At 68.8% G+C, this 14,506-nt stretch carries 11 protein-coding genes and 1 tRNA gene; 6 read left to right on the top strand and 6 right to left on the bottom strand.

Annotation, left to right across the window (positions count from 1 at the left end):
• Positions 1-68: 68 nt before the first annotated feature.
• Positions 69-1,094, top strand: coding sequence for a quinone-dependent dihydroorotate dehydrogenase (locus tag BLU22_RS00970; RefSeq protein WP_090211444.1), 1,026 nt, complete (start codon positions 69-71; stop codon positions 1,092-1,094).
• An 85-nt stretch (positions 1,095-1,179) separates the two neighbouring features.
• Here the strand turns inward: BLU22_RS00970 and rmf are convergent, their stop codons facing one another.
• Entirely contained in the window at positions 1,180-1,395 is a 216-nt protein-coding gene (rmf, locus tag BLU22_RS00965) for a ribosome modulation factor (protein WP_090211442.1), read from the bottom strand.
• A 351-nt stretch (positions 1,396-1,746) separates the two neighbouring features.
• On the opposite strand from rmf, the gene rlmKL reads away from it, so the two are divergent.
• A complete protein-coding gene (gene rlmKL, locus BLU22_RS00960) occupies positions 1,747-3,969 on the top strand; it encodes a bifunctional 23S rRNA (guanine(2069)-N(7))-methyltransferase RlmK/23S rRNA (guanine(2445)-N(2))-methyltransferase RlmL (protein WP_090211441.1) in 2,223 nt (740 codons plus the stop codon).
• A gap of 228 nt (positions 3,970-4,197) precedes the next feature.
• Here rlmKL and dacB read toward each other — a convergent pair whose 3' ends face one another.
• A complete protein-coding gene (gene dacB, locus BLU22_RS00955) occupies positions 4,198-5,652 on the bottom strand; it encodes a D-alanyl-D-alanine carboxypeptidase/D-alanyl-D-alanine endopeptidase (RefSeq protein WP_157719014.1) in 1,455 nt (484 codons plus the stop codon).
• A gap of 235 nt (positions 5,653-5,887) precedes the next feature.
• Between dacB and BLU22_RS00950 the strand changes: the two genes are divergently transcribed.
• Positions 5,888-6,232 (top strand): YggL 50S ribosome-binding family protein, encoded by a 345-nt coding sequence (locus tag BLU22_RS00950; protein ID WP_090211437.1) that lies wholly within the window; start codon positions 5,888-5,890, stop codon positions 6,230-6,232.
• Between the two features lie 105 nt (positions 6,233-6,337).
• Here BLU22_RS00950 and BLU22_RS00945 read toward each other — a convergent pair whose 3' ends face one another.
• A complete protein-coding gene (locus BLU22_RS00945) occupies positions 6,338-7,669 on the bottom strand; it encodes a deoxyguanosinetriphosphate triphosphohydrolase (protein ID WP_090211436.1) in 1,332 nt (443 codons plus the stop codon).
• A gap of 68 nt (positions 7,670-7,737) precedes the next feature.
• A complete protein-coding gene (locus tag BLU22_RS00940; RefSeq protein WP_090211434.1) occupies positions 7,738-8,901 on the bottom strand; it encodes an EAL domain-containing protein in 1,164 nt (387 codons plus the stop codon).
• A 399-nt stretch (positions 8,902-9,300) separates the two neighbouring features.
• On the opposite strand from BLU22_RS00940, the gene BLU22_RS00935 reads away from it, so the two are divergent.
• Positions 9,301-10,509 (top strand): ammonium transporter, encoded by a 1,209-nt coding sequence (locus BLU22_RS00935; protein ID WP_090211433.1) that lies wholly within the window; start codon positions 9,301-9,303, stop codon positions 10,507-10,509.
• 49 nt (positions 10,510-10,558) lie between these two features.
• Here BLU22_RS00935 and BLU22_RS00930 read toward each other — a convergent pair whose 3' ends face one another.
• Positions 10,559-12,520 carry a monovalent cation:proton antiporter family protein gene (locus tag BLU22_RS00930; RefSeq protein ID WP_090211431.1) on the bottom strand — a complete coding sequence of 654 codons (1,962 nt, stop codon included), beginning with the start codon at positions 12,518-12,520 and terminating at the stop codon, positions 10,559-10,561.
• Positions 12,521-12,734: 214 nt separating this feature from the next.
• On the opposite strand from BLU22_RS00930, the gene BLU22_RS00925 reads away from it, so the two are divergent.
• On the top strand, positions 12,735-12,989 hold the full coding sequence (locus BLU22_RS00925; protein WP_090211430.1) for a glutaredoxin family protein: 255 nt from the start codon (positions 12,735-12,737) through the stop codon (positions 12,987-12,989).
• Between the two features lie 104 nt (positions 12,990-13,093).
• Here BLU22_RS00925 and BLU22_RS00920 read toward each other — a convergent pair.
• Positions 13,094-13,170 (bottom strand) — tRNA-Pro (locus tag BLU22_RS00920).
• 188 nt (positions 13,171-13,358) lie between these two features.
• On the opposite strand from BLU22_RS00920, the gene BLU22_RS00915 reads away from it, so the two are divergent.
• The gene (locus BLU22_RS00915; protein ID WP_090211428.1) at positions 13,359-14,435 is read left to right on the top strand and encodes an NAD(P)-dependent alcohol dehydrogenase; all 1,077 of its coding nucleotides are present in this window, start codon (positions 13,359-13,361) and stop codon (positions 14,433-14,435) included.
• Positions 14,436-14,506: the final 71 nt, after the last annotated feature.

The raw sequence follows: 14,506 nt of genomic DNA, 5'->3' as shown, positions 1-14,506 counted from the left end.
GCGCTTCGCCGGCCGACCTGCGAGGGGCTATAATCCGCCTCCCGCAAACTCGTGGATGACTCCCGCCCATGTACGCTCTGGCTCGCGAGCTGATGTTCAAGCTGTCCCCGGAAACCTCCCACGAACTGGCCATCGATCTGATCGGTGCCGGCGGTCGTTTGGGGCTCAATCGGCTGTTGTGCAAGACCCCGCGCCTGCCGGTCACGGTGATGGGGCTGGAGTTCCCCAATCCGGTCGGCCTGGCCGCTGGCCTGGACAAGAACGGTGACGCCATCGACGGTTTCGCCCAGCTCGGTTTCGGCTTCATCGAGATCGGCACTGTGACGCCGCGTCCGCAACCGGGCAATCCCAAGCCGCGGCTGTTCCGCCTGCCGCAGGCCGAGGCGATCATCAACCGCATGGGCTTCAACAACCACGGCGTCGACCATCTGCTGGAGCGGGTCAAGGCGGCGAAATACCGCGGCGTGCTGGGCATCAACATCGGCAAGAACTTCGACACCCCGGTCGAGCGCGCGGTGGACGATTACCTGATCTGCCTGGACAAGGTGTACGCCCACGCCAGCTACGTCACCGTCAACGTCAGCTCGCCCAACACTCCCGGGCTGCGCAGCCTGCAGTTCGGCGACTCGCTCAAGCAGTTGCTCGAAGCCCTGCGCGTGCGTCAGGAAGACCTCACCGAGCGGCATGGTCGCCGCGTGCCGCTGGCGATCAAGATCGCCCCGGACATGAGCGACGAGGAAACCGTGCTGGTGGCCCGCGCGCTGCTGGAGACCGGGATGGATGCGGTGATTGCCACCAATACCACCCTGGGTCGCGAGGGGGTCGAGGGTCTGGCCTATGGCGACGAGGCCGGCGGCCTGTCCGGTGCGCCGGTGCGCGAGAAGAGCACCCACACGGTGCGCGTGCTGGCCGGCGAGTTGGGCGGGCGCCTGCCGATCATCGCCGCCGGCGGCATCACCTCGGGCGTGCATGCGGCGGAGAAGATCGCCGCCGGCGCGAGCCTGGTGCAGATCTACTCCGGCTTCATCTACAAGGGGCCGGCGCTGATCCGCGAGGCGGTGGATGCCATCGCCGCGTCCGGCTCGCTCGGCTGAACGGCGCACAAACGGTCAGGGCTCCCGAAGGAGCCCTGGTTCGTGGGGAGTGGATCGTCGGATGTCGTGCGAGGTGCGGATGACCTCAGCCGACGGCGTGCAGCGCGTTCAGGCGGTGGATGCCTGCGGTGCCGGTCATGCCGGCCCAGTTGTCGCCGCGCCCTTCACGCCAGCCATTGAGCCAGGCCTGGCGCGTCGCCGGGAGGGTAAAGGGGCAGAGTTCGCGGGACTTGCCGCTGACCCCGTATTGATAACCGCGCAAAAAGGCTCTTTCCAACGGATCACGCTTAAGTCTTCTCATCGGGTGTTTCCCTCGTTCGTTGACTGTTCTGCCCGTTGGCCTCAGTTGAGAGGCCGGGTGTTCGTTGCCGGCGTGACGAACACCTGCCGCAGGATTGCACGCTGCGGCCTGTTTAGACTTCTAACCAATGCCGACGACCCTGTGAATGATCGTTTTGTCATAAGGGATTAACAAATTTAGTGTCTGGCGTATAACGCAACGGCGTCCGCATCCGCAGAAGCGTCTGCCGACGGGGTTTGCGCCGACTGTCGTCACTTTCATGGCGCCGTCGGAATGACGTGCCGGCCCGACGAAGGGTTGCGCAAGATTCGCCGCCATGCACCTTGCGGGGCTGTGCCCCTGGAATACCCCATGTCCGATCTGTATCCGCTCGTTCTCACCAGTCCCAAGGGACTGGAAACCCTGCTGCTCGAAGAGGCCGCCAGCCTGGGGTTGACCGATGGCCGCTCGCAGGTGGCCGCCGTCCAGGGGCTGGGCAGCATGGAAACCGCCTACCGCCTGTGCCTGTGGTCGCGCCTGGCCAACCGGGTGCTGCTGGTGCTCGGCCGCTTCCCGGTGGACAGTGCCGAGGCGCTGTACCAGGCGGTGCGCGGCATCGACTGGAGCGAGCACCTGCTGCCGACCGGCAGCCTGGCCATCGAGTTCTCCGGGCGCGGCGCCGGCATCGACAACACCCACTTCGGCGCCCTGAAGGTCAAGGATGCCATCGTCGACAGCCTGCGCACCGCCAGTGGCGAGCGCCCGTCGGTAGACAAGTACGAGCCCGACCTGCGCGTGCATGCGCGTCTGGAGCGCGGCGAGCTGGTGCTGTCCATCGACCTGTCCGGCTTCAGCCTGCACCAGCGTGGCTACCGCCTGCAGCAGGGCGCCGCGCCGCTCAAGGAAAACCTCGCCGCTGCCATCCTGATCCGCTCCGGCTGGCCGAGGATCGCCGCCGAAGGCGGCGCGCTGGCCGACCCGATGTGCGGCGTCGGCACCTTCCTGGTCGAGGCGGGGATGATCGCCGCCGACATCGCGCCGAACCTCAAGCGCGAGAAGTGGGGCTTCTCCAACTGGCTCGGCCATGTGCCGGCACTGTGGAGCAAGCTGCACGCCGAGGCCGAGGCCCGCGCCGCTGCAGGTCTGGCCCGTCCGCCGCTGTGGATTCGCGGCTACGAGGCCGACCCGCGGCTGATCCAGCCGGGGCGCAACAACATCGAGCGCGCCGGGCTCGGCGACTGGGTGAAGATCTACCAGGGCGAGCTGGCCACCTTCGAGCCGCGCCCGGACCAGAACCAGACCGGTCTGGTGGTGTGCAACCCGCCCTACGGCGAGCGTCTGGGCGACGAGGCCAGCCTGCTGTATCTCTACCAGAACCTCGGCGAGCGCCTGCGCCAGGCCTGCCTGAACTGGGAGGCGGCGGTGTTCACTGGCGCGCCGGAGCTGGGTAAGCGCATGGGCATCCGCAGCCACAAGCAGTACGCCTTCTGGAACGGCGCGCTACCCTGCAAGCTGCTGCTGTTCAAGGTGCTGCCGGAGCAGTTCGTCACCGGACGCAACGAATCGGCGCAGCCGGCGCCGCAGGCGCGGATGATCGGCGGCCAACTGGTCGAGCGTCCGCCGGCGGTGCGCAGCGAGCCGGCGCGGCTGTCCGAGGGCGGGCAGATGTTCGCCAACCGCCTGCAGAAGAATCTCAAGATCCTCGGCAAATGGGCGCGCAAGGCCGGCGTCGAGTGCTACCGGCTGTACGACGCCGACATGCCCGAATACGCCCTGGCGGTCGACCTGTACCGCGACTGGGTGCACGTGCAGGAATACGCGCCGCCGCGCTCGATCGACCCCGACAAGGCCCAGGCGCGCCTGCTCGACGCCCTGGCGGCGATTCCCCAGGCGCTGGATATGGATCCTGCGCGGGTGGTGATCAAGCGTCGCGAGCGCCAGGCCGGCAAGAAGCAGTACGAGCGCCAGGCCCAGCAGGGGCAGTTCATGGAAGTGGCCGAGGGCGGCGTCAAGCTGCTGGTCAACCTCACCGACTATCTGGATACCGGCCTGTTCCTCGACCACCGCCCGCTGCGCCTGCGCCTGCAGCAAGAGGCGGCCGGCAAGCGTTTCCTCAACCTGTTCTGCTACACCGCGACGGCCACCGTGCACGCGGCCAAGGGCGGCGCGCGCAGCACCACCAGCGTCGACCTGTCGAAGACCTATCTGGACTGGGCGCGGCGCAACCTGGCGCTCAACGGCTTCTCCGACAAGCACCGCCTGGAGCAGGGCGACGTGATGGAGTGGCTGGAGGCCGACCGCGGCGAATACGAGCTGATCTTCATCGATCCGCCGACCTTCTCCAACTCCAAGCGCATGGAAGGGGTATTCGACGTGCAGCGCGACCATGTGCACCTGCTCGATCTGGCCATGGCGCGCCTGGCCAAAGGCGGGGTGCTGTACTTCTCCAACAATTTCCGCAAGTTCCAGCTCGATCCGGCCCTGGAGCAGCGCTATGCGGTGGAGGAGATCAGCGCGCAGACCCTCGATCCGGACTTCGCCCGCAACCCGAAGATCCACCGCGCCTGGCGCCTGACTGCCCGTCAGGTGGCGTGATCCGGGCACGGCCTTAGGGTAGAAAGCTCGCGCAGCAACTTTCTACCCGTCTTTATGCCGCGCCCCGAGCAACGGGCAACCGTTGCGCGAGGCGAACTGCCGCGAGCCGCGGCGCCGACAGAGGAACAGACCGGCGGTCGTTTTCCACCCTGCCGGACTGCCGCACGGCCGCCCATGAAAAAACCGCCTGTCCGGTGCCCCGGGCAGGCGGTTTTTTTGCGGCGGACTTCAGCGGCCCAGGCCGGCGCTCAGGCTCGCCGGTTGCAGGTGCAGCTCCAGCAGCACCTGGTCGAGGATCGCCGAGGCACCCCAGGGGCGCGGGTGGTTGAGGATCGCCACCACCGCCCAGGTGTGGCCCTGGGCGTCGCGGCTGTAGCCGGCCAGGGCGCGCACGTTGTTCAGGGTGCCGGTCTTGAGGTGCGCGTTGCCGGCCAGCGGGGTGTTGCGCATGCGTTTGCGCAGCGTGCCGTCCATCGCCGCCAGCGGCATCGAGGAGATGAACTCGGCGGCATAGGGACTCTTCCAGGCCGCGTGCAGCATGGCGGCCATCTCGCGGGCGCTGATCCGCTCGCGGCGCGACAGGCCCGAGCCGTTCTCCATCACCAGGTTCGGCGCGCGGATGCCCTTGCGGGTCAGCCACTGGTCGATGGCGCGGTGCGCGGCGGCCGCGTCGTTGCCGTCGCCGGGCAGGCGGTGGCGCGCGCCGATGGACAGGAACAGCTGTCGGGCCATGGTGTTGTTGCTGTACTTGTTGATGTCGCGGATCACCTCCACCACGTCCGGCGACCAGGCCTGGGCCAGCAGGCGCGCGTTGGCCGGGGTGCTGCCGAGGCGGTCCTGGCCGGCGATGATCCCGCCCAGTTCGCTCCACAGCGCGCGCACGGTGCCGCCGGTGAAGGCCGGGTGGTCGAGCAGCGACAGGTAGCGCTGGCCGCTGCAGCCTTCGGGGATCTGTCCGGCGGCGATCACGTTGAGGCTGCCGTCGGGCTGCGGCTGGAAGTTGTAGGTCACCTGCGGCCAGCCGGGGCAGCTGGCCGGAGCGGTCACCTTGACCCGGTTGTCGATGTGGATGTAGGGAATCGGCGGCTCGGTCTGCACCGTCGCGCCGCGCCCCTCGCCGCGCACGATCAGGCGCAGGGTCTTGAGGTTGACCAGCAGGGCGTCGGGTTCGACCAGGTAGGGCTTGGTGCGGTCGCCGCCGTCGTCGTCGAACGGGGTCTGGCCGTCGGTGCGGAAGTGGCTGCGCTCCAGCACCAGGTCGCCCTGGATCTGCCGCACGCCGGCATGGCGCAGGTCGCGCAGCAGCAGCCAGAGACGCTCCATGGTCAGCTTGGGATCGCCGCCGCCCTTGAGGTAGAGGTTGCCCTGCAGCACGCCGTCGCGCAGCGGGCCGTCGCCGTAGAAGGCGGTCTTCCACTGGTGGGTCGGGCCGAGTAGCTCCAGCGCCGCGTAGGTGGTGACCAGCTTCATGGTCGAGGCCGGGTTCACCGGGCGGTCGGCGTTCAGGTAGCTGGGGGTGCCGGGGCCGGTGAGCGGAATCAGCGCCAGCGACAGCGCGTCGCTGCTCAGCTTGTTGGCCTTGAGCGCCTGCTCCACCCGTGGCGGCAGGTTGTTGGCGCCGGCCGGCAGCGCCAGGGGCAGCAGCAGGGCGGCCAGGCCGAGCTGGCGCAGCGGGCGGGCGATATTCTGTACCTTGCCGAGCAAGGCGTGGGTCGCGCGGAGCAACATGGGGAAGTCTCGCATTCGCGGTTCGTGAGAGTCGGCGCATTATGCCTGAAACGCTCTAGGCCGCAGCCTGCCGGTGCCGGGCGGCGGCGTTTTTCGCGCCGGATCCCGGGCATCCGCCGGCGCCGTCATGGGCCTGTCGGGCAGAAGCTGGTAGAGTGCCGCACGTTCAATCAGATCTGAGGATATTGGCATGGCTACCAACCGTTCGCGCCGCCTGCGCAAGAAGCTGTGTGTCGACGAGTTCCAGGAAGTCGGCTTCGAGCTGCTGCTCGACTACCGCGAGGACCTCGACGGCGAAGCCTTCGAGGCCTTCTTCGAGGCGTTCCTCGCCCAGGCCATCGAGGCCAACGGCCTGATCTTCGTCGGCTGCGACGAGTTCGGCATGGTCTGCCTGGCCAAGCGCGGCTCGGTGACCGCAGAGCAGCGCGCCGCCGTCGAGGCCTGGCTGAAGGGCCGCAGCGAGCTGGCCGGCGCCAAGGTCGGCGAGCTGGTGGACGCCTGGTACCCGGACCGCCCGGTCAACGCCGCCGGCTGATCGCACCGCCGGACCGGCGGTGCCCCGCGCTGCGCGGGGCCGTCACCACAACCCCCTGCCCGGGCCCGGCCCGCGCAGGGGGTTGTCGTTTCTGCGCCGGTCGGGCTAGACCGGGCTGGAGCGGCCGGTCATCTCGCGCGCCATCTCGGTGGCGTAGCTGTCGGTCATCCCGGCGATGAAGTCGATCACCCGCATGTAGGCCTGGTACAGCGGCCAGTGCGGGTCGGGGGCGTTGTTGCCGAGCAGGTCGAGGATGCGCCGGTGCTTGAACGACGGCGTGCGTCCGCCGTGCTGCTCCAGCGCCGCGCCGCAGAAGGCGTTGAGGAGGATTTCCAGGGTGGTGTAGGCGCCGATCTCGTGCAGGGTCTTGCGCTTGTCCTGGAAGATCTTCTCGCGCGCCAGCGCCTTGGCGCGCAGCACGCATTGCTTGGCCGGGCCGTGCATGTGCTCGACCAGGTCGCCGTCCAGGCGACCGGCGAGCAGGGCGTCGTGCTGGGCGACGAAGGCGCGCGCCGCGGCGTTGGTCAGGTGCTCGATGGCCTTGCCGCGCAGGATCGCCAGCTTGCGTCGCCGCGAGTCCCTGGGGCCGAGCTGGCGGTAGGTATCGGGCAGGTCGTCGCCGACCAGATCGAGCAGCAGCGCCTCGACTTCCGGGTAGTCGAGCAGGTCCATCTCCAGGCCGTCCTCCAGGTCGATCAGCCCGTAGCAGATGTCGTCGGCGGCCTCCATCAGATAGACCAGCGGGTGACGCGCCCAGCGCTCCTCGGCCAGTTGCGGCAGGCCGAGCTTGCGGGCGATCTGTTCGAGCAGCGCCAGCTCGCTCTGGTAGCAGCCGAACTTGTGCTTCTTGTAGCCCTGGGCGTCGGCGTGGCGGGCGGTCCAGGGGTACTTCAGGTAGCTGCCGAGGGTCGCGTAGGTCAGCCGGGTGCCGCCGTCGAACTGGTGGTATTCCAGCTGGGTGAGCACCCGGAAGCCCTGGGCGTTGCCCTCGAAGCTGAGGAAGTCGGCGCGCTCGGCGTCGCTCATCGCATCCAGCCAGCCCTGCGCCGCTGCCTGCTCGAACCAGTGGCGGATGGCGTCCTCGCCGGAGTGGCCGAACGGCGGGTTGCCGATGTCGTGGGCCAGGCAGGCGGACTGCACGATCACCCCCAGATCGCTCGGCTCGCTCCATACCGGCAGCACGTCGCGGAGCATCTCGCCGACGCGCATGCCCAGCGAGCGGCCGACGCAGGCGACTTCCAGGCTGTGGGTCAGGCGGGTGTGGATGTGGTCGTTGCTGGACACCGGATGCACCTGGGTCTTGCGTCCCAGGCGGCGGAAGGCGCCGGAGAAGATGATGCGGTCGTGGTCCTTGTGGAAGGCGCTGCGACCGAGTTCCTCGACGCTCTGCGAGGGTTTGCCGAAGCGTTCGCGGGTGAGCAGGGTATGCCAGTCCAAGGGATGTCCTCAGCGATGCGGATACCCGGCAGCTTGCGGGCTGGCCGGGCGGACTGCAAGCGCCGGGCTCACACCGCGGCGGCGTCGATGTCGAGCAGCAGCAGGCGGTTGCCGTTGGCGATGAACTGGCCGGCGGTCAGGCAGTACTGGTTGGTGGTGGCGTCGCGGTAGGTCGGCGACAGGGTCAGGCGGCGCTCGTCCAGCCCTTCGGCGAGCAACTGGTGGAAGTAGGGGCGCCAGGACCAGTTGTGCTGCAGGTAGCTGGGGTCGGCGCGCCAGGTGCCGGCCTGCCAGTCGAAGTTGGGGGTGAGCTGGGTGCCGCTGCGGTCGCACTGGTAGATGCGCAGCAGCCAGGGGTAGGCCTCGCCCAGTTCCAGGTGCTCGGGGGGGATCTGCTGCTCGGCCCAGGGGCGCAGCCGCGCCATCAGCTCGCCGAGTTGCTGGCGCAGGCGGATCATCCGCTGGCGTTCGCGCAGCTTGCCGCGCACGTAGCGGTCGCGCAGCGCGGCGAAGTGCTCGACGAAGGCGTCGGTGGCGAAGAAGCCGGGCTGTCCGGCGGCGAACAGGAAACCCTGCACGTAGCGGGCGCCGCATTCCAGGGCGAAGTTCAGCTCGTCGGGGGTTTCCACCCCCTCGGCGATGATCCAGCAGCCGGTCTTCTCGGCCATCTGCGCCAGCGCCTTGACCACCTCGCAGCTCGGCCCGCCGCGCGCGGCGTCCTTGAACAGGCGCATGTCCAGCTTGAGGATGTCCGGCTGCAGGGCCAACACCCGGTCGAGCTGCGAGTAGCCGGCGCCGAAGTCGTCGACGGCGATGCGCGCGCCGGCAGCGCGGTACTGTCTGACCGCTTCGAGCAGACGCTGGTTGGTGCCGCTCAGCTCGGTGATCTCGAACACCACCCGGCCGGGGTCGATGGCGTTGCGGGTCAGCTGCTTGAGGCTCGGCAGCGGCTGGCGGGGGCGCAGGCGGCTGATCCAGCGCGGCGAGATGTTGAGGCTGAGGAACCAGTCGTCGGGGGCGCGGTGCAGGCAGGCCAGGGCGCGCTCGCGCACCTCGCGGTCGAAGCGCCGCAGCCAGCTCTGGTTGGTCTTCGGGTCGGCGAACAGCGGGCCGGCCGAGCACAGCCGGCCGTCCTCACCCTTGATGCGCGCCAGTGCCTCGACGCCGGCGATCAGGCCGGTGGCGGTATCGACGAAAGGTTGGAAGACGGCAAATGGTTGGCCATCGATCACAACTGCCTCCAGCTGCTGTCCATAGGGTTATCGATGCATTAAAGCAAAAAGGCGGCCAACTTCGTGTGGATATATGACGGTGCAGTGTGGCGCGCCATCGCGGTGCCGGCGGCGGCGATCTTGCGGCACGAAACCTGCTAGGGATCGTGGCGTGTGCAACCGCCGATGCCCCATCCGGGGGCGCTCGGACGCCCATGGGGCAGCGGTTGCCTGAACCCAAGTCCTTGATCCATCAGGTCTGGGTGCCGTCGAGAGGGCAGGGCCATGTGCCGGGGCGAACCGCCGCGGTGCCTTCCGGCCCGCCCGGGTGGGAAAGGGCGTGCCAGTCTGTGGTGCGCCGCCCCATGAGCGTGGCTCGATTTGGTGCCGGCCTGTCACTCCTGGGAGCATCTTGCGCCGATGGACACTCTACATAGCGCCGTGGAAACCCTGGTTCACGGCTCCAATACCCTGTTCCTGCTGCTCGGGGCGGTCATGGTGCTGGCCATGCACGCCGGCTTCGCCTTCCTGGAGGTGGGCACGGTGCGGCAGAAGAACCAGGTCAACGCCCTGTCGAAGATCCTCGCCGACTTCGCCGTGTCCTGTCTGGCCTACTTCTTCGTCGGCTACTGGATCGCCTACGGGGTGAGCTTCCTCGCGCCGGCCGCAGCGCTGACCGCCGAGCACGGCTATGCGCTGGTGAAGTTCTTCTTCCTGCTGACCTTCGCCGCGGCGATCCCGGCGATCATCTCCGGCGGCATCGCCGAGCGGGCGCGCTTCGGCCCGCAGCTGTGCGCCACGGCGCTGATCGTGGCGCTGCTCTATCCGTTCTTCGAAGGCATCGTCTGGAACGGCAACTACGGCGTGCAGGCCTGGCTGGAGGCGCAGTTCGGCGCGCCCTTCCACGACTTCGCCGGCTCGGTGGTGGTGCATGCCTTCGGCGGCTGGCTGGCGCTGGCAGCGGTGCTGCTGCTCGGCCATCGCAACGGCCGCTACCGCGACGGCAAGCTGGTGGCCTTCGCACCGTCGAACATCCCGTTCCTGGCCCTGGGCTCGTGGATCCTGATCGTCGGCTGGTTCGGCTTCAACGTGATGAGCGCCCAGACCCTGGCCGGGGTCAGCGGCCTTGTGGCGGTCAACTCGCTGCTGGCGATGGTCGGCGGCACCCTGGCGGCGCTGCTGGTCGGGCGCAACGACCCCGGCTTCCTGCACAACGGGCCGCTGGCCGGGCTGGTGGCGATCTGCGCCGGTTCCGACCTGATGCACCCGGTGGGGGCGCTGATCACCGGCGCGGTGGCCGGCGCGCTCTTCGTCTGGGCATTCACCGCCACCCAGAACCGCTGGAAGATCGACGACGTGCTGGGCGTCTGGCCGCTGCACGGCCTGTGCGGCATCTGGGGCGGCGTGGCCTGCGGGGCCTTCGGCCAGGCGGCGCTCGGCGGCCTCGGCGGCGTCAGCCTGGCCAGCCAGGTGCTTGGCAGCCTGCTGGGCCTGGCGCTGGCGCTGCTCGGCGGGCTGCTGGTCTACGGCCTGCTCAAGCGCACCCTGGGCATCCGCCTGAGCCAGGAGGAGGAGTACTACGGCGCCGACCTGTCGATCCACAAGATCGGCGCGCTGAGCCACGACTGAATCGTATCGCGCGGCGACGCCGGATCTGCGGCGCCGCGCGATACGACGTTCACGCGCGGCCGCCGAGCAACCAGCCCTCGGCGCTCTCGACCGCCTCCAGCGGGCCGGCCAGCAGCAGGGTGTCGCCGGCCTGCAGGCGCAGGGCGTCGTTCAGCGGCAGCTCGTCGCCGTCGCGGCGGATCGCCTGGATCTCCACGCCGAGCGCCGGCAGGTTCAGCTCGCCCAGATCGCGGCGGCAGGCGTAGGCGCCGTCGTTGAGGTTGACCGCATGCAGCAGGGTGCGCGGCCGGCCCTGGCCGTCCAGCAGGTTGGCCTGGGCGCCATGGTAGAAGCCGTGCAGCAGGTGATAGCGGCTGCGGCGCACTTCGTTGACATGGGCCTGGATGCGCTGTTGCGGCAGGCCGAGCATGATCAGTGCGTGGGAGGCGAGCATCAGGCTCGACTCCAGCAGCTCGGGCACCACCTCGCTGGCCCCGGCCGCCTGCAGCTCGCTCAGCTGGGCATCGTCGCGGGTACGTACCAGGATCGGCACCGTGGCCGACAGCTTGCGCGCCTCCTGCACCGTGGCCATGGCCTGCTCGGTGTTGTCGCCGGCCACCACCAGCAGGCTGGCGCGCTCCAGGCCGAGGGCGGCGAGCAGCTCGCCGCGCCGCGAGTCGCCGTAGTGGACGCTGTCCTCGCCGGCGGCGGCTTCCTGCACGCGCACCGGGTCGTGATCCAGGGCGACGAAGGGGATGCCCTCGCGGCGCAGCACGCGGCCGATGGACTGGCCGACCCGGCCGAAGCCGCAGATCAGCACATGCTGGCGGTGCTCGCCGCAGGCCGCGGCGATTTCCTCGGCGTTGCCCTCGGCGTGCGGGCGGTTGGCCAGGCGCGCGGCCAGCTTCGGCGCGCCGCGCAGCAGCAGCGGCGTGACCGCCATGGAGCAGAAGGTGGCGGCGAGGATCAGCCCGCTGATCTCGGCCGGCAGCAGCTTGGCCTGCTGGGCCTGGGCGACCAGCGCGAAGCAGAACTCGCCGCCCTGGGCGAGGGTCAGGCCGCTGCGCCAGGCCGCTTCGCGGTTGCCGCCGCGCAGGCGCACCAGCAGGGTGACAATCGCGCCCTTGAGGGCCAGCAGCACCAGGGTGACGGCGAGGATCGTCAGGCCGTGACTGGCGAATAGGCTGAGGTCGATGAGCATGCCGACGCTGACGAAGAACAGCCCGAGCAGTACGTCGCGGAACGGCCTGATGTCGGCTTCGATCTGATGGCGGTAGTGGCTTTCGCCGAGCAGCATGCCGGCGAGGAAGGCGCCGAGGGCCATGGACAAGCCGAGCAGGTGGGTCAGCCAGGCGGTGATCAGCACCAGTACCAGGGCCAGCAGCACGAACAGCTCGGCGCTGTTGGACTGGGCGACCTCGTGGAACAGCCGCGGCAGCAGCCAGCGGCTGACCGCCATCAGGCCGATGAACAGCAGCACCGCCTTGCCCAGGGTGATCGGCAGGGCCCAGTACCAGGCCTGTTCGCCGCCGCCGGCGATTACCGGGATCATAGTCAGCAGCAGCACGGCGACCAGGTCCTGGAACAGCAGCACGCCGATGGCGTTCTGGCCGTGCGCGCTGAACACCTCGCCCAGGCTGCTCAGCTCCTTGGTGACGATAGCGGTGGAGGACAGCGCCAATCCGCCACCGACCAGCAGGGCGGCCGGCAGGGTCAGATCCGCCAGGTACAGCAGGCCGGCCAGCGGCAGGGCGCAGCCCAGCACCTGCAGGCTGCCGAGGCCGAACACTACGCGGCGCAGCGCCAGCATGCGCGGCAGGGAGAACTCCAGGCCCAGGCTGAACAGCAGGAACACCACGCCAAACTCGGCGAGGAACGGCAGGTCGGCGTCCTGCTCGATCCAGCCCAGCGCGCCCGGGCCGAGCGCCAGGCCGACGCTCATGTAGCCCAGCAGCGGCGGCAGTTTCAGGTGGCGGAACAGGGCGATGACGACGAGCGAGGCGGCAAGGATGATCAGCAGGTTAGCGAACACCGGGATATCTCCGGGCTGGTGGGGCGAGGCGGCGAAGGATGCCCAAGTGGCGGTGCCGGCGTCCAGCGCGGGGTTCGGCAACCGGCCCGAGGTCGGGCGTGCGGCGTATCGATGAGCGTGGCGGGGGAGGCGGCGAGTGCGGGCGGTACGCGGTCTGGCCGGTTGCGGCGGCATGCTAGACTGGCCGGCGTTTTTCCTGCCGATGAGTGTCGCCATGCTGCCTGCCTGCCAGTTGTTCGGAACCCTGGGATGTCACCTCTGCGAGCTGGCCGAAGCGCAGCTCATGCCGCTGGTCGCGGCCGGCCTGCAGGTCGAGGTGGTGGACATCGTCGAGCGCGCCGAGTGGGTCGAGCGTTACGGCGTGCGCATCCCGGTGCTGCTGCGGCTGGACAGCGAGGCCGAACTGGGCTGGCCGTTCGATACAGCGCAGGCGGCGGCGTTTCTCGGTCTGGCGGCGCTGACGGAATAAATGCCGTGCCCGCGATGGCGCAGGAGCGCTATCGCGGGTCTGTCCGGTGGTGGACAAATCGCGGGCAATAAAAAACCCGCCGTTAGGCGGGTTTTTCGGGAGTTTGGTCGGAGCGACTGGATTCGAACCAGCGACCTTCTCGTCCCGAACGAGACGCGCTACCAAGCTGCGCTACGCTCCGTGTTGATGGGGCGTATTCTACCGAAAAACTTTTAGCGCACAAGGGGTTAGCTGAAAAAAAACGAAATTTTTTCAGGTCGGGGAAAGATGCGCGCCTGTCGCGCTCTGCTGGCGCGGCAGTCCATGGCCTCTCCTGGTCTACAGTGCTTGCAGCATTCCTCATTCCGTGAACACAGAAGGAGCAGCGCGATGACCATGATGAAAGCCGCCGTCTTCGTCGAGCCGGGACGGATCGAGCTGGCCGACAAGCCGATCCCGCCGGTGGGCCCCAACGATGCCCTGGTGCGCATCACCACCACCACGATCTGCGGTACCGACGTGCACATCCTCAAGGGCGAGTATCCGGTGGCGCCGGGGCTGACCATCGGTCACGAGCCCGTGGGCATCATCGAGAAGCTCGGCAGCAATGTGCAGGGTTACCAGGAAGGGCAGCGGGTGATCGCCGGGGCGATCTGCCCGAGCTTCACCTCCTATGCCTGCCAGGACGGCCATCCGGCCCAGGACGGCGGCTGCGCCTGCCACGGTTACAAGCCGATGGGCGGCTGGCGCTTCGGCAATACCATCGACGGCACCCAGGCCGAATATGTGCTGGTGCCCGACGCCCAGGCCAACCTGGCGCCGGTGCCGGACGGTCTGACCGACGAGCAGGTGCTGATGTGCCCGGACATCATGTCCACCGGCTTTGCCGGCGCCGAGGCGGCCAACATCAAGATCGGCGACATCGTCGCGGTGTTCGCCCAGGGGCCGATCGGCCTGTGCGCCACCGCCGGGGCCAGGCTGCGCGGGGCGAGCCTGATCATCGCGGTGGACGGGGTCGATGAGCGTCTGGCGATTGCCCGCAGGCTGGGCGCCGACGTCACCCTCAACTTCCGCAAGGTCGACGTGGTCGACGAGATACTCAAGCTGACCGGCGGGCGCGGCGTCGACGCTTCCATCGAGGCGCTGGGGTTGCAGTCGACCTTCGAGCATGCCCTGCGTGTGCTCAAGCCGGGCGGCACCCTGTCCAGTCTCGGCGTCTACTCCGGCGACCTGACCATCCCGCTGGGTGCCTTCCATGCCGGACTCGGCGACAACAGGATCGTCACCTCGCTGTGCCCGGGCGGCAAGGAGCGCATGCGCCGCCTGCTCAATGTGGTGGCCTCCGGGCGGGTCGACCTGGGCGCGCTGGTCACTCATGAGTACACCCTGGACAAGATCGTCGATGCCTACGACCTGTTCAGTCATCAGCGCGACGGTGTGCTCAAGGTGGCGATCAAGCCGTTCTGAGGCCATCGTTGCGATGGGCGAAGCCCGGTGTTTGCCGGGCTTCGCCGTTTCCGGGGGATGGCTGGAGCGGC

Origin of the sequence: Pseudomonas guangdongensis (assembly GCF_900105885.1) — a bacterium.
In the GTDB taxonomy this organism is placed as follows: domain Bacteria; phylum Pseudomonadota; class Gammaproteobacteria; order Pseudomonadales; family Pseudomonadaceae; genus Geopseudomonas; species Geopseudomonas guangdongensis.
Note: the sequence above shows the minus strand (reverse complement) of the source record. Positions and strands in the feature narration are given on the sequence as shown.

What these genes read in the sequence shown, in the direction of transcription:
- BLU22_RS00970 (WP_090211444.1), top strand. Translation starts at nt 69, where the DNA reads ATGTACGCTCTGGCTCGCGAGCTGATGTTCAAGCTGTCCCCGGAAACC.
- rmf (WP_090211442.1), bottom strand. Translation starts at nt 1,395, where the DNA reads ATGAGAAGACTTAAGCGTGATCCGTTGGAAAGAGCCTTTTTGCGCGGT.
- rlmKL (WP_090211441.1), top strand. Translation starts at nt 1,747, where the DNA reads ATGTCCGATCTGTATCCGCTCGTTCTCACCAGTCCCAAGGGACTGGAA.
- BLU22_RS00950 (WP_090211437.1), top strand. Translation starts at nt 5,888, where the DNA reads ATGGCTACCAACCGTTCGCGCCGCCTGCGCAAGAAGCTGTGTGTCGAC.
- BLU22_RS00935 (WP_090211433.1), top strand. Translation starts at nt 9,301, where the DNA reads ATGGACACTCTACATAGCGCCGTGGAAACCCTGGTTCACGGCTCCAAT.
- BLU22_RS00925 (WP_090211430.1), top strand. Translation starts at nt 12,735, where the DNA reads ATGCTGCCTGCCTGCCAGTTGTTCGGAACCCTGGGATGTCACCTCTGC.
- BLU22_RS00915 (WP_090211428.1), top strand. Translation starts at nt 13,359, where the DNA reads ATGACCATGATGAAAGCCGCCGTCTTCGTCGAGCCGGGACGGATCGAG.